The following is an 18,558-nucleotide window of genomic DNA, read 5'->3' on the forward strand; positions in this document are numbered from 1 at the left end:
GGGCATAAATACATGGCTTTTTGATTTGTCATCAAACTTTCATCAAAGATATGCTTTAATATTGATCCATTAACGATCACTGCTGTGTGCTGTTCAGGAGTAAATATCCTTGAGTCCAAATAATCCTGTTTTAAGTCATCACATTTCTTCGCAATTTAATGAGGATTTGCAGGATGTGAATACCAAATTCATGACCATGGGCGGAATGGTAGAGCAACAGGTGGCCAATGCGATTCATGCTTTGCTGGATACAGATGCCGCGATGGCTATTGATGTCCAGTTTCAGGACAATGTGGTCAATCGTCTGGAAAGTGAAATTGATGAAGCGCTGACCCTGATTCTGGCACGCCGTCATCCTGCGGCAATTGACCTGCGTATGGTGATTGCCATGTCCAAGGCCAATACCGACCTTGAGCGTATTGGAGATGAGGCTGCAAAGATTGCCCGTATTGCCCAAAGTTTATGTGAAGAAGGCGGCTCACCACGTGGTTATATGGAAACCCGGCACATTGGTAATCAGGTGCGTGTCATGATTCATGATGCACTAGATGCGTTTGCACGGCTGGATGTCGATCAGGCCCTGCGAGTGATGCTGGCGGATGGGGATATTGACCGTGAATATCAGTCCGCAACGCGTACCCTGATGACCTATATGATTGAAGATCCTCGACATATTAGTCGGGTAATTAACGTCTTGTGGGTATTGCGCTCACTGGAACGAATTGGCGATCATGCGCGCAATATTTCAGAGCAGGTCATTTATATGGTCAAAGGCTTTGACGTACGTCATGCCAGTGTCGAAGAAGTTGAGCAACGTGTGCGTTAAGCCTACTCCGTCAGCTAGATGTAAAAAGCCTGCTTGAAGCAGGCTTTTTTGATCTTAGATTAAAAAAAAAAGAACAGCTTCTTAGTGTTTCAGAGTTTTTAAATTTTAAAGATTTCAAACCTAGATGTCAGATTAAAACTTGACAGGGTGAGCCTAAAGAAAAACAAAAAGATAGATGGCCTTAATAATAAGGCTATTTCAGAATAGGCGGAAGCTGTTGTGAGCATATGGGGGAATGTTTTAGATCTATACAGAATAAAAAATCACACCCTGTTTCAATAAATATGAGCTTTATTGAAGATGGTCGGACATATCAGGTTTAAAAATAAGACTATATTTGTAGGGGGGTATTTTATAGGGGGGATAAAAATACAAGCGATCACCCTGAAATTTATTTTTCAGCCAAGCTGAAGTTGGTTATCACTTTTATGGGCTGGATTATCAATATCACTCTATATCCGGGGAGCGGATTATGCGGTTTTAACCGCTGCCTGACTGGATAGGAAATGAAGGCTAACAGTTTAAGTTCACTATAGAACTCTGTTTCTTCAACCAATTGAATGCAGGGCAGGAATGAAAGGGATCACTCCGTGCATTGGTATAGCTTGAAGCAAGTGGGTTAAAGACTGGCTGCTCCCCAGCTTAACTATGCGTCTCTTCTTCTGCATCCTCTTCAAAGGTTCTGGCAATTTTTTCAATATTCAGGCTTTTTGCCATCGCATCAAAAATCTCTTTATAGACCCCATTTTGATGATAGAGCTGATCATGTTCGCCATGTTCTGCAATCATCCCCTCTTTCATGACATAGGTATAATCCGCATCGATGATTTGCGACAGGCTATGTGAAATGATAATCACCGTCCGACCCTGTTTAATCTGATCCAGACTGTGTTTGATCTGTTCGGTTGCAATTGCATCCAGACTTGCCGTGGGTTCATCCAGAAAAATAATGGGTGGGTTTTTCAGGAACATGCGTGCCAGTGCAATACGCTGCTGCTGTCCGCCAGAAAGCTGTAAAGCATCTGATTCATAGGCTTGTGGTAATTGTAGGATCTGCTCATGAATGGAAGCTTTCTGGGCCGCCTGAATGACATCTTCCATTCGAGCATCGGTTTTTCCATACCGGATATTGTCAAAAATCGTGCCTTGAAAAATATGGTTTTTTTGCAGAACCAGCCCAATATGATCACGCAGATACTGGGTGTCATAGTCTTTTAAATCAATTCCATCGAGTAGGATCTGGCCTTGCTGCTGCTCATAGAATTTGTCCAGCAGGCTGATCAAGGTCGATTTTCCTGCGCCCGACAAACCGACCAGGGCGGTAATGGTATTGGGCCGGATTTCCATTTCAATTTCTTTGAGGGCATGGTGCCCATTCGGATAATAAAAATTTACACCGCGCAGTTTAAAATGACCCTGAATAGGCGGTTTTTGCTGGCCACTCTGTTCAATTTCATGATCGGCTTCCAGAATATTAAAAAAACTTTCTGAATAAATCATGGCATCGTTGACCTCATCATAAATCCGGTGCAGGGAACGAATGGGGGCCGAGACATTATTAAAGAGCAGCACATGAAACATGATCATGCCGATACTCATCTGCCCATCCAGAACAAAATAGGAGGTCAGAATAATAATCAGCACAATGCCAATCTGTTCGATAAAAGTTTTTAAGCCATCAAACAGAAAGCTGGTCTGACGGGTTTTCATTTGATTGTCAGTCAGTTCACGTTGCAATTTTAACTGCTTGTCTGATTCAATCGCTTCGCGGTTAAAAGATTTAATGACCGTAATTGAATTGATAATGCTCAGAATCCCCTGGCTCTTTTTCTCCCGGCCATCCCGCAGGTTGCGGCGCCAGCCACCGAGCTTTTGTGCCTGTTGATAAGTCAGCCAGAAATACACCGGTACGATCGCAGTCGCCACCAGCCCGACATAAAAATTGGCATAGTACATCAGTCCCAAAGCCACAATTGCACTGGTAAATAAAGGCAAAATATCAATAAAAAAAATCTGTACCAAACGGGTCAGGGAGCCGATACCGCGATCAATCCGGGTCTGTAATTTTCCGGCCTGATTATTGTCCTGATTAAAAAAAGCCAGACGATAGGTGAGAAATTTTTCAATAATGCCCTGAGCCAAGTCCTGTGAGACAAAAATCCTTAACTTTTCTCCATAAAATTTCTGGCCAAACTGAACAAAGGCATTGATGATCTCCTTGCCAAGCAAAAGGATGGAAATAGTGATAAGAATGTGCCAGCCTTCATCCAGTCCCTGGCCGGTTTCCAGAAGGCGGTTGATACTATCGACTGCATATTGCAAGGTAATCGCATTGACCTGTGCCGTAAAGGAACCAATCAGGGTCAGGATCAGGGTGGCAATCACCAGCACACGATAAGGCCGGACAAAAGGCCGCAATTTGAGAAATAGTTGCCACAAATTCATAAGCAATTATTTTTATTGTGGAAGTGGGTTTAGTCTAGGCAGGATTTTGCAGGCTCACAAGGGGCCATGTTGTAGTGATTTGTGACATTAGATTGTAAATTTTTCGTTGCAGTATCAAGATTTTAAGCAATGACAGAGGTGCATCGAAATGACAAAGGATTTATTTTCTGCAGCGTCCCAAGCAAATGTATTGCCTTTTGATGGTGTGGTGGAGGACTATGGCCAGATTCTGGATGAGCGCCAGAGCCAGCAGTATCTGCAGGAATTTTTAGCGCATCTGGCCTGGCAGGCGGATGAGGTTACTATATTTGGCCAGCATTATATCACCGGGCGGAAAGTGGCCTGGTATGGTGATCAACATTATCAATATCACTATTCTGGTACTTCCAGACGGGCACATGCATGGGTGCCCCAGTTGTTGGAGCTAAAACAAAACATTGAGGAGTTGGCTGGCCATGCCTTTAATTCCTGTCTGGCGAATCTCTATGCAGATGGTTCTCAGGGGCTGGGCTGGCATAGTGATGATGAAGCTGCTTTATACAGCACCCATCAGCAGGAAAATGTGATTGCTTCTTTGAGTTTGGGTGCCACCCGAAAAATGAGTTTCAAGCATAAAACCCGTGAGGCCAAAGTCGATCTGTTAATGCAAAGTGGTCAATTAATCGTGATGCGCGGGATGACCCAGCGTTACTGGAAGCACTGCATCCGCAAAACTACCAAAGTGCTAGAGCCGAGAATTAACCTGACGTTTCGTTATTTTTATACGTGATTAATCCTTTAAAAATGATCAGGATTTTATTGCAGATAATTGGGCACTGTGCCCGGTATGAAGCTATCACCGGACACCATGATGAGGACTTAAGGCTGAATTCCAGCCGGATGACGATACCAGCTTTCAATCAGCAAGGCAGCTGCAATGCTGTCCGCCGACAGTTTCTTGCCGCGACCCTGCGCCTGGTAATGATCCAGTTCATCCCGTGCTTCGCGAGTGGTGAGGCGCTCATCGACCATCAAGGTCTGAATATTGGTCTGATGACGTAAACGGCGGGCAAATTTGCGTGCGCGTGTCGACAGCTCGGACTCGCTGTCATCCATATTTAAAGGTAGACCCACCAGAAAAAGATGCGGTTGATGGGTTTTTACAATGTTTAATAAGGCTGCCCAGTCCGGAATGCCGTCTTTCATCGGAAATAAAGGCAGGGGATAGGCACTTTCAATCAGGGACTGACCTGCAGCCATGCCCATTTTTTGGGTACCAAAATCAAAGGCCATAATGGTTTGAGATGCTAAATCAGGCATGGCCAATCTCGGAAGAAAACCAGCTGCGATCTACACCGATCTTTTTATAAGCTGCATCCCAACGGTCGTCATAGGGCAGATCAAAAATCAGATCCATATCGGAATCGCAGATTAGCCAGTCACCACGCGCAATTTCTTCTTCCAGCTGATGCTTGCCCCAGCTCGCATAACCGAGTGCAATCTGGTAACGGCCTACACCTTCATTATGCGCAATCGCATCTAGAATATCTTTGGAGGTGGTAATGCAGACATTTTCTCCCACAGCAATTGAAGAGTGCCAGGTTGGCTGGCCGGTATGCAGAACAAAACCGGCTTCAGGGCGTAAAGGTCCACCTTGCAGTACTTCATGCGGGTTGACGTTATCTGCTTCTATATCCAGATCATTCAGCAATTCTTTAATCTGAATACCCGTCGGTCGATTAATAATAATCCCCTGTGCGCCATCTTCATCGTGGCGGGCCAGATAAATTACGGTATGGGCAAAAAAATCGTCATTTGCATGGGGGGGAGCAATCAGACAACGATGAGCCAGATATTGTTTAGTCACCTGAGCAATTCTCCTTGAAATCAATTTCTTTGCAGAGAAATCCTATGATATTCATTATTACGTTACTAGAGCTTTGTCAATTCACCAACTGTTTTTTGTGATGACCGTCATTTCTTAAACCTGCTGAAACTTTAACTGCCGTAACTGCCGTGCATGCTGCAAGGTGGTTTCATTAATTTCCACACCGCCAGTCATTCTGGCAAGTTCTTGAATAATATCATCTTCTTTTAGGTCGATAATTGTACTGCTGGCCGGATTGGTCTGACGCTTTTTCACCAGCAGATGCTGGTCAGATTGTGCTGCTACCTGTGCCTGATGGGTAATACACAGAATTTGTACATGTTGTGCCAGATCCGCCAGTAAACGTCCCACCACTTCTGCGGTTCCACCACTAATGCCGACATCAATTTCATCAAAGACCAGTACGTCGGCTTCAGTTTTTTCAGCATTCATCACCTGCATGACCAAGGCAATACGCGACAGTTCACCACCTGAAGCGACCCGTGCCAAAGGTTGGGCCGGAATGCCTTTGTTGGCAGTAAACAAGAGCTGGATAAAGCTCAGGCCTTCGCTGGAAGGGTGCTCTAAAGGCTCAAACTTAAATTCAAAATGTGCCTCCGGCAAAGCCAGCAGCTTGACCTGCTCGGTCAGTTTTTTTGCCAGAGGTTCAGCCGCCTCACGGCGAATCTGATCCAGATGCTGGGCTTTGTTCAGGAACTCCTGATAAGAGACTTCGACCTGCTCCGCCAGAATTTCCGGATCTTCCAGCTGATGCAACTGTTCCAGCTCGGCCTGCCAGATTTCATACTCTTCTTTGAGCTGCTCAGGCTGGGTGCGGTATTTGCGTGCTAAACGGTGAAACACTTCCAGCTGGAGGTTTAATTCTTCCATCCGCGCTGGATCAAAACTTTGCCGATCCATAAACTGGCGTAAATTCGCCGTCGCATCTTCGAGTTCACTTTGCGCATTGAGTAAAGAGGTATAAATGTCAGAGAGCTGTTCACTGCGGCCCGCATGGCTTTCCATCCGCCGTAAAATTGAGGCCAGTTCCTGAGAAATATTCTGTTCGCCTTCATCCAGGCCAGTCAGGCTGTAGACACAATCCTGCATAATAGCTTCATGGTGTGAGAGACGGTCAAACTCCTGTTCAATTTCCTGATAATCCGTCTGAATGACTTCTTCGAGCTCTTCGAGTTGTAACTCCAGCGTTTCCATGCGCTGCTTACGCGTTGCCTGGGCATCTAGAGCCGCCTGATGTTGCCGGATATTTTTTTGCCAGCTGCTGTAGGCATCTCGTACCTCCTGAGCAGGCGCATAGAAATTGCTGTAACGGTCTAGCCAGTGTTTAGGATAAGGCGGTTCCAGTAATTGCTGCTGGCTATGCTGGCTGTAAAGTTGTACCAGCAAACGGCCAATTTCTTTGAGCTCAGACAGGCTGCTGGGACGGCCATTAATCCAGGCCTTACTGCGACCGGTGGCAAAAATCACCCGGCGTAAATGGATTTCGCCTGACTCATCATCTAGTTCATGCTCTTTTAACCAGATTGCCTCAGGGCTGTTTTCCTGATAGCTAAAGGTGGCGGTTACATCTGCTTTTTCTGCGCCATACCGCACATAATTGGTGTCGGTTCGCTCACCCAGGCAGGCCGACAAGGCATCCAGTAATAAGGATTTTCCTGCGCCGGTCTCGCCAGTAAGAACGTTAAAACCTTGTTTAATATCAATAGCAAGATGCTCGGCCAAAGCAAAATTGATCAGAGTTAAATGTGTCAGCATAAACGCATCCGGGCTGCGAAAAGTTTGAATGAAATAGCAAGTAGGTTGCTCTACTATAGCAACACGGCTGTTATTATAAATCAGGATAGATCGCTTTCATTCTATCTTAAATTTTAGTGATTAATACACGCTTATTTGATCGTGTTGTTCTGCGTATCCAGATTTGGCTGCAGAAACTTATTAATTTTTTTCATATATTTGACATGAAGAAAACTTAGTTTAGGGCCTGAAGTGAATGCGGAGGCTGTTTAATGATAGGAAAGATCACCGGTTGAGCGGGAATTTACTGCAATAAAATTGTCAATGGCACAGGCAGCCTCCGAGGGCTGAAGAATTTCATTCAAGTCCGACAAACTTTGATTGATTAGTTGTAGGGGCACATTTAAACTACAACAATCAAAATATTACAAAATGCTTTATCTGGAGAAATCGCATGTCAGCGCAGTTTGATCATGTATCTGTACTTAAAAAATCAAATGTGTATTTTGGCGGACTATGCATCAGCCATGTGGTGCAGTTTGAAGATGGCACCAAAAAAACGTTAGGGGTAATTTTACCTTCAGAAAATGCATTAACATTTGAAACGCATGTCCCTGAGCGTATGGAAATCATTTCAGGTGAATGCCGCGTGCAGATCGGCGACAGTGAAGAAAAAGAGCTATTTCGCGCGGGTCAGTCTTTCTATGTAGCCGGCAACAGCCGCTTCAAGATTGAAACCGATGATGTGCTGGACTACGTTTGCCATTTTGAAGGCTAAATACACCGCAAGATGAGCTGTAACCGATCAAGAAATTTTCATTTGAATCAGTTAAACTAGGCGTGATATGGAAATCCTGTGAAGTTGGCTTTGCAGGATTTTTCTTTTTTTGTCTTTTTCTTCACTGATTTCGAGGTCGTTCATGGCTAAACCTGAGTATTATTATGGCGTACATTCAGTAGAGTCATTGCTGGAGCTGGAGCCTGAACGTGTCTTGACGCTTTTTACGCTGAAAGGTCGTGATGACCAGCGCTTGAAGCGGGTGCTGGAGCTGGCTGAGCCGTTTGGAGTAAGTATCCAGCAGGCTAGTCGTGACAAGCTGGAAAAACTGGCAGGTCTGCCTTTTCACCAGGGGGTGGTGGCAGCGGTACGTCCACATCCGACCTTGAATGAAAAAGATCTGGAGCAGTTACTTAAGGAAAATAACCAAGCCTTGCTGCTGGCCCTCGATCAGGTAACAGATCCGCACAATCTGGGTGCCTGTATCCGTACTGCGGCTGCAATGGGCGTAGCGGCTGTGATTGTGCCACGTGACCATTCAGCCAGTCTGACGCCAACTGCACGTAAAGTCGCTGCAGGTGGGGCGGAAAAGGTGAAATTTATTCAGGTCACCAATCTGGCGCGCAGTTTGGGTCAAATCAAAGATGAGTTTAATGTGCGTGTAGTTGGCACCATGCTGGATGAAAAAGCGTTACCAATCCAGAATTTTGATTTCACCGGAACCGCAGTATGTATCGTCATGGGGGCGGAGGATACCGGTCTGCGTCCTATTACCCAAAGCCAATGTGATCAGACGGTGTATATCCCGATGGCTGGCAATTTACAAAGTCTGAATGTCAGTGTGGCAACTGGGATGGCGCTCTATGAAGCCTGCCGTCAGCGTAATACTTAATTACTCATGGCTCTATCGACTCGCACACAAGGTTATTTCTTTTTAATTACAACCATGTGTATCTGGGGTGGTTTTACCTTGACCGCCCGTCTGAATGCAGTTTGGCAGATCAGTGCCTGGGATATAGTTGCACTGCGCTTTTCTCTGGCTTTTCTGATCCTGATGCCGATCTTGTTGTACCGCAAAGAGGCGGGCTTTTTATTAAAAAAAGAGCCTTTTATACTGGCAATGATCGGTGGGGTTATTTACTGCCTGTTTGCCTATAGTGCCTTTCATTATGCGCCCACTGCGCATGCGGCAATTTTTCTGAATGGCTGTATTCCGATTTGTACGGCAATCATGGCCTTTTTCCTGATGGGGCAAGCTTTTGATAAGCATACCTGGGCCAGTCTGATCATTATGGTTATTGTGCTGTGTGTGATGAGCACCTTGATGTATCAGGAGACCGGAGTGGCATTCGGGCTAGGGGATTTTCTGTTTTTTATCAGTGCCATCCTCTGGGCGATTTTTACCGTGTTATTGCGTAAATATCAGCTTACCGCCTGGCAGGCAATGAGTGGTGTCGCGATCTGGTCAGCGGTGGTGTATGTACCGGTTTACCTGCTCTTTTTACCTAAACATTTAAGTGTGCCAGAACCCCAGCATTTGCTGTTCCAGACCATTTTTCATGGGATATTTGTGGTGATGATTGCCACCTTAAGCTATGTAGAAGCCATTAAGCGTCTTGGGGCATTTAAGGCAGGAAGTATTACCAATCTGGCGCCATTTATTGCTGCAATTTTGGCTGTACCCTTATTAAATGAACCACTCAGCCTGGCCATGGTGTGTGGCTTGATCGGGATGGCGATAGGTGCATTACAGCCCTGGCGCTGGTTTACCCACAAAGATAGCCTCAGTCAAAAACTGGCAGAACAGAAAAAGCAGGCCTAACGAGATCTGTTTTTATTTTAAGCTGCTTTCCACTATGGAAGAGATTAAAGCTGGACTTAAAATCTAGGGTTGAGTCCATGGCTAAGCTATATCGGCTAAATCCTTCATAAATAAAGAAAAAGAAGATGATAATGTTATAGAATTCAGCAGCTTAGGTCTAAGTTCCTGAGCGTAGTAGTGTGCTGCAGGGAAGGCTGTTGTTGTATGCCTGTTTATGATCTAAAGATCGCGCTCCTGGTTTTCAGCTGCCATGCTTAGATATTTTTCATGTAATGGCGTCAGGTGGGCATACAGATGTTCAAGCTCACCATCATTCAATACAATATCGTCAGCCATGGCACGTTTCTGTTCACGAGACATTTGTGCTGCAATAATCTGTTGAATTTGTTCTACATTCTGTCCATCACGTTGCGATGCCCGCTCGATTTGCAGCTCAATTGAAGCATCAATCAATAAGTTGCGCTGGGTCAGTTCATGCTGATTGGTTTCAAACAGCAGGGGTGAGACCAGAATCACATAAGGGCTCTGTGCTGCCTGTAACTGTTGAATAATCGAGCTGCGAATTGCAGGGTGCGTAATGTTTTCCAGCATTTTTCGTGCTCCAGGCGATTGAAAAATGTGTTCGCGTAAAGCACGGCGATTGAGTGAGCCATCTCCAAACAGGACCCAATCTCCAAAGGCCTGCTGAATCTGCAACAGTGCCGGTTGGCCAATGTCGACAACTTCACGGGCCACAATGTCGGCATCTACAATAACAATACCTTGCGCATCAAACCACTGGCTGGCAGCAGATTTTCCGCTGCCTATACCGCCGGTTAAACCGAGTACAAATTTCAATTTACTGACCTAAATAAATGTGCATGATCTGTTCGCCCCATAAAAAGGCGATCCAGCCTGCGATGGCAAGATAAGGACCAAAAGCAAAGGGCTGATTTTCTTTACGGATCTTGAGCAGAATAATCCCGATAATTGCCCCGACCAAAGAAGACAATAACACAATCAGCGGTAAAAGCAGGGGCCCCATCCAGGCACCTAAAGCTGCCAGTAGCTTAAAGTCTCCATAGCCCATGCCTTCCTTGCCCGTCACCACTTTAAACAGGTAATACACCACCCACAAACATAAAAAGCCCAGAATATACCCCCAGATGGCCGAGCTTGCGGAGGTATAGATGGCATAACTATTAATCCCGAGGCCCAGCGCTGCCAGGGGCAGGGTGTAACGGTCGGGTAAGAGTTGGGTATCAAAATCAATAAAAGTCAGGGTAATCAGCACATAGGTTAATACCAGGCCAAAGAGCATCTGTAGGGTAGGACCAAATACTGCCACAACGATCAGTGCACAAATCGCAGTTAACAATTCTATGAAAGGATAGCGAATACTGATTGGATGTTTGCAGTTACCACATTTACCACGCAATAATATCCAGCTTATCACTGGAATATTTTGATACCAGCGAATTGGCGTCTGACATTTTGGACAGGTTGAGGCGGGTTTGCTGAGGGTGATTTTACTTTCATCCATGATGGGCTGATCAGGATGCAAGAACAGCTGACAGTCAGTACGCCACTCCTGTTCCATCATTTTTGGCGTGCGATAGATCACCACATTTAAAAAACTGCCGATACAGAGACTAAAAAGCCCAACTGCGAGATAAAGCGCAGTCGGATTGTGGGAAAAATAAAAAATAAGGTCTTGCATTAAACCACAGAGCCCATTTGGAAGATTGGAAGATACATGGCAATCACCAGACCACCGACCAGCACACCCAGAATGGCCATAATCAGAGGCTCCATCATGGAAGTAAGACCATCGACAGCATTATCGACTTCATTTTCATAGTGAGTTGCCACTTTATCCAGCATGGCATCCAGGGCGCCTGATTCTTCACCAATTGCAACCATTTGTACGGCCATAGAAGGAAACTTGTCAGTCACACGCATGGCAAATTGCAGCTGCTGCCCGGTTGCGACATCTTCGCGAATTTTCATGACTGCGTCTTCGTAGACCACATTATTAGTCGCTCCGGCTGTCGATTCTAATGCATCAATCAATGGAACACCGGCAGCAAAAGTCGTCGACAAGGTACGGCTATAACGGGCAATAATCGCTTTATAAACCAGGTCACCAAAAATCGGTGCCTTAAGTGCAGCTTTATCCAGAAAGTCCCGGAATTTTTTACTGCGTTTCTTGGCTTCCAGAAATGCGGTAATAGCAACTGCAATGGCAATAATCATCAGGAACCAATACTTCTGCATCCACTCTGACATATTCACCACCATCTGGGTAAAGGCAGGCAAGTCGGCACCAAAAGATGAGAATAACTCCTGGAAGACCGGTACGACCTTAACCATCAGAATAATGGTCACGATTACAGCAACGACGATGACTGCAATGGGATATTTCATGGCCTTTTTAATCTTCTGCTTTAGCAGCTCGCTCTTTTCTTTATAGATGGCGACACGGTCGAGCATGGTTTCCAGAGCACCCGACTGCTCACCGGATTCCACCAGCGAACAGAACAGATTGTCAAAATACTGTGGATATTTACGTAAGGCACCTGCAAAGGTATTACCGCCTTCGACCTCTCCTTTAATACCAAGCACGACTTCACGCATAGCGGGGTTTTCTAGTCCCTCTGCCACGATTTCAAAGCCTTGAACCAACGGTACACCCGCTTTCATCATGGTCGCCAGCTGCCGGGTAAAAATCGTGATATCCAGGGTGCTGACCCGTTTTTTCATCAAGCCTTCAAGAATATTTTTTCTCTTCTGTCGAATAGTCTTGATGCTGATGCCTTGTTTTCTCAAGTTGACTTTTGCCAGCGCCATATTGCGTGCCGGTAATTCCCCCTTGATCTTCACCCCTTTGCGATCAATGCCTTCATAACTGAAGACGGGCATCATCTGGCCTTTTTTTACTGCCGCCATATGTTTATCCTTATTTTATATTTGCATCTGATCATTCGCTGGTTACACGATTGACTTCCTGTAAGGACGTCACCCCCTGCATAACCTTCATTAAACCTGACCGACGTAAGTTGTTAAAACCTGCATGTGCAGAAGCCTGAGCAATTTCAATTGCATTGCCATCTTCCATAATAATTCTTGAAATTTCTGGTGTTACTTTCATAACTTCATAAATGCCGACACGACCTTTATAACCTTCTCGACATTCATTGCAGCCAACCGGTTCATAAATCTGAAATTCCGGGTGTTGGAGATCTTCTTCGGTAAAGCCCATCTCCAAGAGGCTCTGCTTGGGAATATCGGCTGGTTTTTTACATTGTGCGCATAGACGGCGGGCCAGACGCTGGGCAATGACTAGGTTGACTGAAGTTGCAATATTAAAAGAAGGAACTCCCATATTGCGTAAACGAGTCAGGGTTTCCGGTGCACTGTTGGTGTGCAGTGTGGACATGACCATATGTCCGGTTTGTGCCGCCTTGATGGCAATTTCGGCCGTTTCCAGATCACGAATCTCACCGACCATGACAATATCCGGGTCCTGACGCAGGAAGGATTTAAGTGCAGCGGAAAAGGTCAGGCCGACCTTGTTGTTGACGTTGACCTGGTTAATCCCTTGCAGGTTAATCTCGACCGGATCTTCGGCCGTTGAAATATTGGTATCTTCACGGTTTAAGATATTCAGGCCGGTATACAGGGAAACGGTTTTACCCGAACCGGTAGGACCGGTAATCAATAGCATGCCTTGAGGTTTCTCCAAGGCTGCCATAAACAGGGCTTTCTGTTCCGGCTCATAACCCAAGGCATCAATTCCCAGCATTGCACTGGACGGATCCAGAATACGCAGTACCAGTTTTTCCCCAAACAGGGTAGGCAATGAGTTCACACGGAAGTCGATTGCTTTATTTTTGGAGAGTTTTAATTTGATACGGCCATCTTGGGGAATACGCTTTTCAGAAATATCCATTTGTGACATGACTTTTAAGCGGGAAGCTAAACGGTTAGCTAATTGCAAAGGTGGCGTGGCAATTTGACGCAGCACCCCATCGACTCGATAACGAACCCGGTATATCTTTTCATAAGGCTCAAAATGCAGATCCGATGCACCCATCCGGATCGCATCAATCAGCAATTTGTTAATATATTTAACAATAGGAGCTTCTTCGCCTTTTTCCTGGTCTTCCTCGTCTTCTTTGTCTGAGATTTCACTGCCTTCGACATCAAGATCGAGATCAAAACTGTCATCAAAATCAAACGTGCTTTCTTCGGTGAAATTCTGTTCGATCAATTTTTCCAGTTTATTGTATTCAACAATAATACTTTCAATATTCAGTTTGGTGGCAAAGCGGATTGCATCAATGGCTTCAATATTGGTCGGGTTACTGGTGGCAATATAAAGGATATTGGCACTCTTAAAAATTGGCAGAACCCGGTGTTTGGTAATTAATTTTTCATCTATTTCTTCACGTAAGATTTGTCCAGAATCATACGCCCCCAGATCAAATAAAGGCTCGGCAAATTCAACTGAAATTGTTTCGGCAATTGTCATTGGAGAAAGATTATAGTGGCCGATCAAATATGCCACGATATCCGTTTTTTCCTGCTTGGCCTTGTCCAAAGCAGTCCGCATCTCTTCAGCCGATAATGCACCTTCATCGACTAAGCGACGAATAAACCCCGTAAATCTCGGGGTCCCCTGTAATACTGTCATGCTTCAATATGCCTATTAGTTCAATTTTTTTAATTTGCTATCTTTGAAATTATACGTTTGTTGTATAAAAATACCATAGCTGAGAGTGCTGTCATCTTCTTACTATTCACTAAAACTTTGAACTGGTCGGAAGAAGCCGGCGTTTTTTTACCTGATAACAAAAAATAACCATTTGGAAGCGCCAAAAGTGAAAAATCTGCTCAATAAAACTATTCTTTAAATTTTCCAATTCCGTGTAGAATGGGCCCAACTCAAGATATGTCAGTAAAATAGGTTGTTTATGTCGGTTTCGGCGATTATCCCGTGGGTGGTGGGGAACTGGAAAATGAACCCGGTTCAGGCAGATGCATGTGCTCTAGTTCGTAGTATGACGGAATTACTGGAAATTGCGCCGATTGCTGAAGCGCAATGTCATCTCGGAGTAGCACCGATTTCGATTGCGCTGACTCAAATTCAGGCACAACTGTCTACAGCCAATCGTGCAGTGTATACAGTTGCCCAAGATGTATCACGCATTCCAGGTACTGGGGCTTATACCGGTGAAGTCAGTGCCGAATTGCTGGCAGACAGCAACATCGGGTATGTACTGGTGGGTCATTCTGAGCGTCGTGAGCTGTTTGCAGATACCGTTGAGATTTTAAAGGCCAAAATAAAAAATGCCCTGAATGCTGGACTTACCGTGATTTACTGTGTCGGTGAAAGTCTGGAACAGCGTGAGGCAGGGCAGGCCGAAGCAGTGGTATTGCAGCAGATTTGTGATATTGCAGCGGTGGTCGAAGCCGAGCAGTGGAAACGCATCGTTATTGCCTATGAGCCGATCTGGGCGATTGGCACCGGGAAAACTGCTTCTCCACAGGATGCGCAGGCCATGCATGCGCAAATCCGTCAGGGCTTAAGCCAGATTACTGGTTATGGCGAAACAATTGCGATCTTATATGGTGGTAGTGTAAAACCGGAAAATGCAGTAGAGTTAGCAACCTGCCCGGATATCAACGGGGCATTGGTGGGTGGTGCATCACTCAATGCTGAGTCATTCCTTCAAATTGCTCAAGCATTTGCAAATACACAATAATGAGGAGTTCAGCATGCAAACTTTTGTGCTGGTAGTACATATTATCTTAGCGATTTTGATGATTGTCTTGATTTTGGTTCAGCATGGTAAAGGTGCGGATGCTGGTGCCTCGTTTGGCGGCGGTGGTGCAGCGACGATCTTCGGTGCCTCAGGTTCTGGTAATTTTCTGACTCGTTTAACTGCTGTTTTTACAGCGCTATTCTTTGTTACCAGCATCACCTTGGCGATTTTCGCCAAGAAACAAACTACCGATGCTTACAGTTTGTCCTCGGTGCAATCGGTTTCAGCTGCTCCGGCACAACCGGTTGAAACTTCACCAACTGCACCCCAAGAAACCGAATAATCTGAATTAAACCTTTCTTTTTTCCGGTGATGCGACTAGAATGCGTCACAGCTGCGGTGGTGGTGGAATTGGTAGACACGCTACCTTGAGGTGGTAGTGCTTTCGGGCGTGGGGGTTCAAGTCCCCCCCTCCGCACCAACTTATGAATCCAGAATATAAGTTGGTGATGTGCAGCAAAACTTCTGTTGATGCGGGATGGAGCAGTCTGGTAGCTCGTCGGGCTCATAACCCGAAGGTCGTTGGTTCAAATCCAGCTCCCGCTACCAATCAATCCTTTTGAAAGAGGCAAACTTTTAAAAGGCAGCTTAAATCTGATTTAAGTTGAGAAAATAATTTGCATGTTGTTGCGGGATGGAGCAGTCTGGTAGCTCGTCGGGCTCATAACCCGAAGGTCGTTGGTTCAAATCCAGCTCCCGCTACCAATCTTTTAAAGATGCAAACTTTAAGAGCAGTCTATATTAGGCTGAATGTTATTTGTACGCTGATGCGGGATGGAGCAGTCTGGTAGCTCGTCGGGCTCATAACCCGAAGGTCGTTGGTTCAAATCCAGCTCCCGCTACCAATTTTTCAGCGACAGATCACAAATATGCAGAATGATGCAGTTATGATTGAAAAGCTCTCATCTTTTGTATATAATTTTTGCACGTTGATGCGGGATGGAGCAGTCTGGTAGCTCGTCGGGCTCATAACCCGAAGGTCGTTGGTTCAAATCCAGCTCCCGCTACCAAGTTTCTTAAAAGAGGCTCACAACAAGGTGGGCCTTTTTGCACAGTGGGATTTGAAAAAGATCTGGATTGTGCATTAATTGGGGCGATTTACGCCCTTTTTTATTGGCTATCGTGTAGTGTCGACATTATTTGGTCAAATCTCCATGTTTCACTACTACTATAGTTTGTATTGGTTTGTAGTGGTCAAATAGATCATAAATTCGCACCAGATGACGAGAGTAAATGAAGCTATCAAATAAAACTCAAGCACTTCAGGACTTGATTGCACCCGCAGTTGAAGCCTGTGAGGTAAATCTGTGGGGGATTGAGTTCCTGCCACAGGGCAAACGTTCATTATTACGCATCTATATTGACCGTCCGGTTGAGGATAATGCTGAACCTGTGATCAATGAAGATGGTGAAGTTGAACAGGGGCGCGGTATTGGGGTTCAGGATTGTGTACGTGTGACACAGCAGGTTGGAGCCATACTGGATGTACATGATCCAATTTCGGGCGAATATTCACTTGAAGTTTCTTCACCTGGCTGGGATCGTCCCTTCTTCGAGTTGCAGCAGATGTCAAGCTATATCGGTCAGACGGTAGCGCTTCGTCTGATTAGTGCAGTCGATAACCGTCGTAAATTCCAGGCCAAACTGGTTGCAGTCAATCTTGAAAATGAAATGATTCAAGTTGAAGTAGAAAAACAGCAGATTTTGGATATCGACAGTCACAATATCGATAAAGCAAATTTGGTTTATCAAGATTAATCAAATCAATAAGAATCTGAACAAATAGGTGACTTATGGCACGTGAAATTCTTACCGTCGTTGAAACGGTTAGTAACGAAAAAGGTGTAAGTCGTGAAGCAATTTTTGAAGCGCTAGAACAAGCTTTGGTTGCAGCGACTAAGAAGAAATTCTACGAGGGAACTCACTCGGAAGAAGCTCGTCTTCGTGTGGAAATTGACCGTAAAACCGGTGACTATCGTACTTTCCGTCAATGGGAAGTCGTTGCAGATGAAGATCATGAAATGCCGGCTTGCCAGGATGCGATTTCTGATGTCGATCCTGCAAAATGGTCGATTGGTGACATCCGTGAACTGGAAGTTGAATCGATTGATTTCGGTCGTATTGCCGCGCAGATTGCCAAGCAGGTGATTGTGCAGAAGATTCGTGAAGCAGAACGCGCATTGGTGGCGGATGCCTATGAATCCAAAGTCGGTGAACTTATCTATGGTGAAGTGAAAAAACAAACCAAAGATGGCTTTATCATTGACCTCGGTGACAATGCAGAAGCTTATCTGGCGCGTGAAGAAATGATTCCGAAGGAGATTCTGCGTCCGAAGCAGCGCGTAAATGCGATTCTTTATAATGTGAACCGTGAAGGCCGTGGTGCACAGCTTTTATTGTCACGTGCTAAGCCAGAAATGCTGATCGCACTGATGAAAAAAGAAATTCCGGAAATCACGGAAGAAATTATTGAAATTAAGGCCGCAGCCCGCCAGCCGGGTGTCCGTGCTAAAATTGCAGTGAAAACCAATGACCATCGTATTGATCCGGTGGGAGCTTGTATTGGTATGCGTGGTACACGTATCCAGGCGGTACAGCAAGAGCTCAATGGCGAGCGTATTGATGTGGTCGTTTGGTCGGATGATCCTGCGCAATATATCGCAAGTGCATTGGAACCAGCAGATGTATCGAGTATTGTCATCGATGAAGATGCCCATACTGCCGATATTATTTTTGCAACCAGTGACCAGTTGGCCCGTGCGATTGGTTCACAAGGTCAAAACGTACGTCTGGCATCGGAACTGACTGGCTATAAGCTGGATATGATGCTGGAAGAAGAATACTACGCCCGTCAACAAAGCGAAGCACAAAAATACCTGGACATGTTTGTTACCCGTCTGGATATTGCTGAAGATTTGGCGATGGCGCTGGTAGAAATGGGCTTCACCTCGCTTGAAGAAATTGCTTACGTGCCTGCTGAAACGTTTGATGAAATCGAACTGGATGCTGAGCTGGTTGAGTTATTGCAAAGCCGTGCGAAAGAACTTGCACTTGCTGATGCATTACAACAGCAAGAAAACGTACAAGCGCCAAGTGAAGAACTTGTTGCAATGGAAGGCATGACAGCAGAGATCGCGCAGGCTCTCGCAGCTCGTGGTGTGGTAACCGTGGATGATCTTGCAGATCAGGCAACCGATGATATCGCGGATATCGACGGTCTGGATGCCGAAAAAGCAGGTCAACTTATTATGAAAGCGCGCGAATCATGGTTTAACTAGG

17 protein-coding genes and 5 tRNA genes are annotated in these 18,558 nt (G+C 45.4%); 14 read left to right on the forward strand and 8 right to left on the reverse strand.

Translation table 11 applies throughout. From position 1 onward, the window contains the following. The first annotated feature begins 109 nt into the window (after positions 1 to 109). The gene (gene phoU / locus NI461_RS00300) at positions 110 to 826 is read left to right on the forward strand and encodes a phosphate signaling complex protein PhoU (RefSeq protein ID WP_151204033.1); all 717 of its coding nucleotides are present in this window, start codon (positions 110 to 112) and stop codon (positions 824 to 826) included. Positions 827 to 1,468: 642 nt separating this feature from the next. Here the strand turns inward: phoU and NI461_RS00305 are convergent. Next, a complete protein-coding gene (locus NI461_RS00305; RefSeq protein WP_253156066.1) occupies positions 1,469 to 3,271 on the reverse strand; it encodes an ABC transporter ATP-binding protein in 1,803 nt (600 codons plus the stop codon). 148 nt (positions 3,272 to 3,419) lie between these two features. Between NI461_RS00305 and NI461_RS00310 the strand changes: the two genes are divergently transcribed. Next, the gene (locus NI461_RS00310; RefSeq protein ID WP_253156068.1) at positions 3,420 to 4,040 is read left to right on the forward strand and encodes an alpha-ketoglutarate-dependent dioxygenase AlkB; all 621 of its coding nucleotides are present in this window, start codon (positions 3,420 to 3,422) and stop codon (positions 4,038 to 4,040) included. 89 nt (positions 4,041 to 4,129) lie between these two features. Here the strand turns inward: NI461_RS00310 and ruvX are convergent, their stop codons facing one another. The 3 genes from ruvX to recN form a co-directional block, all read right to left on the reverse strand. After that, positions 4,130 to 4,570: a Holliday junction resolvase RuvX gene (gene ruvX / locus NI461_RS00315; RefSeq protein WP_253156070.1), complete on the reverse strand. Its 441-nt coding sequence runs from the start codon at positions 4,568 to 4,570 to the stop codon at positions 4,130 to 4,132. Next, entirely contained in the window at positions 4,563 to 5,117 is a 555-nt protein-coding gene (locus NI461_RS00320) for a YqgE/AlgH family protein (RefSeq protein ID WP_151205574.1), read from the reverse strand. The genes ruvX and NI461_RS00320 overlap by 8 nt, the downstream gene beginning before the upstream one ends. A 114-nt stretch (positions 5,118 to 5,231) precedes the next feature. Beyond that, entirely contained in the window at positions 5,232 to 6,893 is a 1,662-nt protein-coding gene (gene recN, locus NI461_RS00325) for a DNA repair protein RecN (RefSeq protein ID WP_253156072.1), read from the reverse strand. Positions 6,894 to 7,326: 433 nt separating this feature from the next. Here recN and NI461_RS00330 point away from each other — a divergent pair, with 433 nt between their 5' ends. The 3 genes from NI461_RS00330 (at position 7,327) to NI461_RS00340 (ending at position 9,472) form a co-directional block, all read left to right on the forward strand. Beyond that, positions 7,327 to 7,650, forward strand: coding sequence for a pyrimidine/purine nucleoside phosphorylase (locus NI461_RS00330; RefSeq protein ID WP_151205572.1), 324 nt, complete (start codon positions 7,327 to 7,329; stop codon positions 7,648 to 7,650). A gap of 142 nt (positions 7,651 to 7,792) precedes the next feature. Further along, positions 7,793 to 8,542, forward strand: a complete 750-nt coding sequence (rlmB, locus tag NI461_RS00335) for a 23S rRNA (guanosine(2251)-2'-O)-methyltransferase RlmB (protein ID WP_253156074.1) — start codon at positions 7,793 to 7,795, stop codon at positions 8,540 to 8,542. 6 nt (positions 8,543 to 8,548) lie between these two features. Beyond that, positions 8,549 to 9,472: a DMT family transporter gene (locus NI461_RS00340; protein ID WP_151204977.1), complete on the forward strand. Its 924-nt coding sequence runs from the start codon at positions 8,549 to 8,551 to the stop codon at positions 9,470 to 9,472. A gap of 219 nt (positions 9,473 to 9,691) precedes the next feature. Here the strand turns inward: NI461_RS00340 and coaE are convergent, their stop codons facing one another. Genes coaE through pilB form a run of 4 tightly spaced genes read right to left on the reverse strand, consistent with a single transcriptional unit; the run spans position 9,692 to position 14,147 of the window. Next, the gene (gene coaE, locus NI461_RS00345) at positions 9,692 to 10,309 is read right to left on the reverse strand and encodes a dephospho-CoA kinase (protein ID WP_253156076.1); all 618 of its coding nucleotides are present in this window, start codon (positions 10,307 to 10,309) and stop codon (positions 9,692 to 9,694) included. 1 nt (position 10,310) lies between these two features. Then, a complete protein-coding gene (locus NI461_RS00350) occupies positions 10,311 to 11,171 on the reverse strand; it encodes an A24 family peptidase (protein WP_253156078.1) in 861 nt (286 codons plus the stop codon). After that, entirely contained in the window at positions 11,171 to 12,400 is a 1,230-nt protein-coding gene (locus tag NI461_RS00355) for a type II secretion system F family protein (RefSeq protein ID WP_174660362.1), read from the reverse strand. Before NI461_RS00355 ends, NI461_RS00350 begins: the two co-directional genes overlap by 1 nt. A 31-nt stretch (positions 12,401 to 12,431) precedes the next feature. Next, positions 12,432 to 14,147, reverse strand: coding sequence for a type IV-A pilus assembly ATPase PilB (pilB, locus tag NI461_RS00360; protein WP_253156080.1), 1,716 nt, complete (start codon positions 14,145 to 14,147; stop codon positions 12,432 to 12,434). Positions 14,148 to 14,427: 280 nt separating this feature from the next. On the opposite strand from pilB, the gene tpiA reads away from it, so the two are divergent. The 9 genes from tpiA (at position 14,428) to nusA (ending at position 18,557) form a co-directional block, all read left to right on the forward strand. Further along, positions 14,428 to 15,219: a triose-phosphate isomerase gene (gene tpiA, locus NI461_RS00365; RefSeq protein ID WP_151206653.1), complete on the forward strand. Its 792-nt coding sequence runs from the start codon at positions 14,428 to 14,430 to the stop codon at positions 15,217 to 15,219. Positions 15,220 to 15,232: 13 nt separating this feature from the next. Then, positions 15,233 to 15,562, forward strand: a complete 330-nt coding sequence (secG, locus tag NI461_RS00370) for a preprotein translocase subunit SecG (protein ID WP_174660359.1) — start codon at positions 15,233 to 15,235, stop codon at positions 15,560 to 15,562. A 53-nt stretch (positions 15,563 to 15,615) separates the two neighbouring features. Beyond that, positions 15,616 to 15,700: transfer RNA gene (locus NI461_RS00375), tRNA-Leu, on the forward strand. Positions 15,701 to 15,751: 51 nt separating this feature from the next. Then, positions 15,752 to 15,828 (forward strand) — tRNA-Met (locus NI461_RS00380). Positions 15,829 to 15,907: 79 nt separating this feature from the next. After that, positions 15,908 to 15,984 (forward strand) — tRNA-Met (locus tag NI461_RS00385). 63 nt (positions 15,985 to 16,047) lie between these two features. Then, positions 16,048 to 16,124, forward strand: a tRNA-Met gene (locus NI461_RS00390). 88 nt (positions 16,125 to 16,212) lie between these two features. Continuing rightward, positions 16,213 to 16,289, forward strand: a tRNA-Met gene (locus NI461_RS00395). A gap of 223 nt (positions 16,290 to 16,512) precedes the next feature. Then, positions 16,513 to 17,037, forward strand: a complete 525-nt coding sequence (rimP, locus tag NI461_RS00400) for a ribosome maturation factor RimP (RefSeq protein WP_253156082.1) — start codon at positions 16,513 to 16,515, stop codon at positions 17,035 to 17,037. Positions 17,038 to 17,072: 35 nt separating this feature from the next. Then, the gene (nusA, locus tag NI461_RS00405) at positions 17,073 to 18,557 is read left to right on the forward strand and encodes a transcription termination factor NusA (protein ID WP_151204969.1); all 1,485 of its coding nucleotides are present in this window, start codon (positions 17,073 to 17,075) and stop codon (positions 18,555 to 18,557) included. Position 18,558: the final 1 nt, after the last annotated feature.

The sequence above is a fragment of the Acinetobacter sp. S4400-12 genome (assembly GCF_024129495.1).
GTDB classification, from domain to species: domain Bacteria; phylum Pseudomonadota; class Gammaproteobacteria; order Pseudomonadales; family Moraxellaceae; genus Acinetobacter; species Acinetobacter lwoffii_C.

Bases quoted from the DNA above. Each gene is read 5' to 3' on its own strand.
- NI461_RS00305 (WP_253156066.1), bottom strand. From the start codon at position 3,271: ATGAATTTGTGGCAACTATTTCTCAAATTGCGGCCTTTTGTCCGGCCT.
- NI461_RS00310 (WP_253156068.1), top strand. From the start codon at position 3,420: ATGACAAAGGATTTATTTTCTGCAGCGTCCCAAGCAAATGTATTGCCT.
- ruvX (WP_253156070.1), bottom strand. From the start codon at position 4,570: ATGCCTGATTTAGCATCTCAAACCATTATGGCCTTTGATTTTGGTACC.
- recN (WP_253156072.1), bottom strand. From the start codon at position 6,893: ATGCTGACACATTTAACTCTGATCAATTTTGCTTTGGCCGAGCATCTT.
- NI461_RS00330 (WP_151205572.1), top strand. From the start codon at position 7,327: ATGTCAGCGCAGTTTGATCATGTATCTGTACTTAAAAAATCAAATGTG.
- rlmB (WP_253156074.1), top strand. From the start codon at position 7,793: ATGGCTAAACCTGAGTATTATTATGGCGTACATTCAGTAGAGTCATTG.
- NI461_RS00340 (WP_151204977.1), top strand. From the start codon at position 8,549: ATGGCTCTATCGACTCGCACACAAGGTTATTTCTTTTTAATTACAACC.
- NI461_RS00350 (WP_253156078.1), bottom strand. From the start codon at position 11,171: ATGCAAGACCTTATTTTTTATTTTTCCCACAATCCGACTGCGCTTTAT.
- NI461_RS00355 (WP_174660362.1), bottom strand. From the start codon at position 12,400: ATGGCGGCAGTAAAAAAAGGCCAGATGATGCCCGTCTTCAGTTATGAA.
- pilB (WP_253156080.1), bottom strand. From the start codon at position 14,147: ATGACAGTATTACAGGGGACCCCGAGATTTACGGGGTTTATTCGTCGC.
- tpiA (WP_151206653.1), top strand. From the start codon at position 14,428: ATGTCGGTTTCGGCGATTATCCCGTGGGTGGTGGGGAACTGGAAAATG.
- secG (WP_174660359.1), top strand. From the start codon at position 15,233: ATGCAAACTTTTGTGCTGGTAGTACATATTATCTTAGCGATTTTGATG.
- rimP (WP_253156082.1), top strand. From the start codon at position 16,513: ATGAAGCTATCAAATAAAACTCAAGCACTTCAGGACTTGATTGCACCC.
- nusA (WP_151204969.1), top strand. From the start codon at position 17,073: ATGGCACGTGAAATTCTTACCGTCGTTGAAACGGTTAGTAACGAAAAA.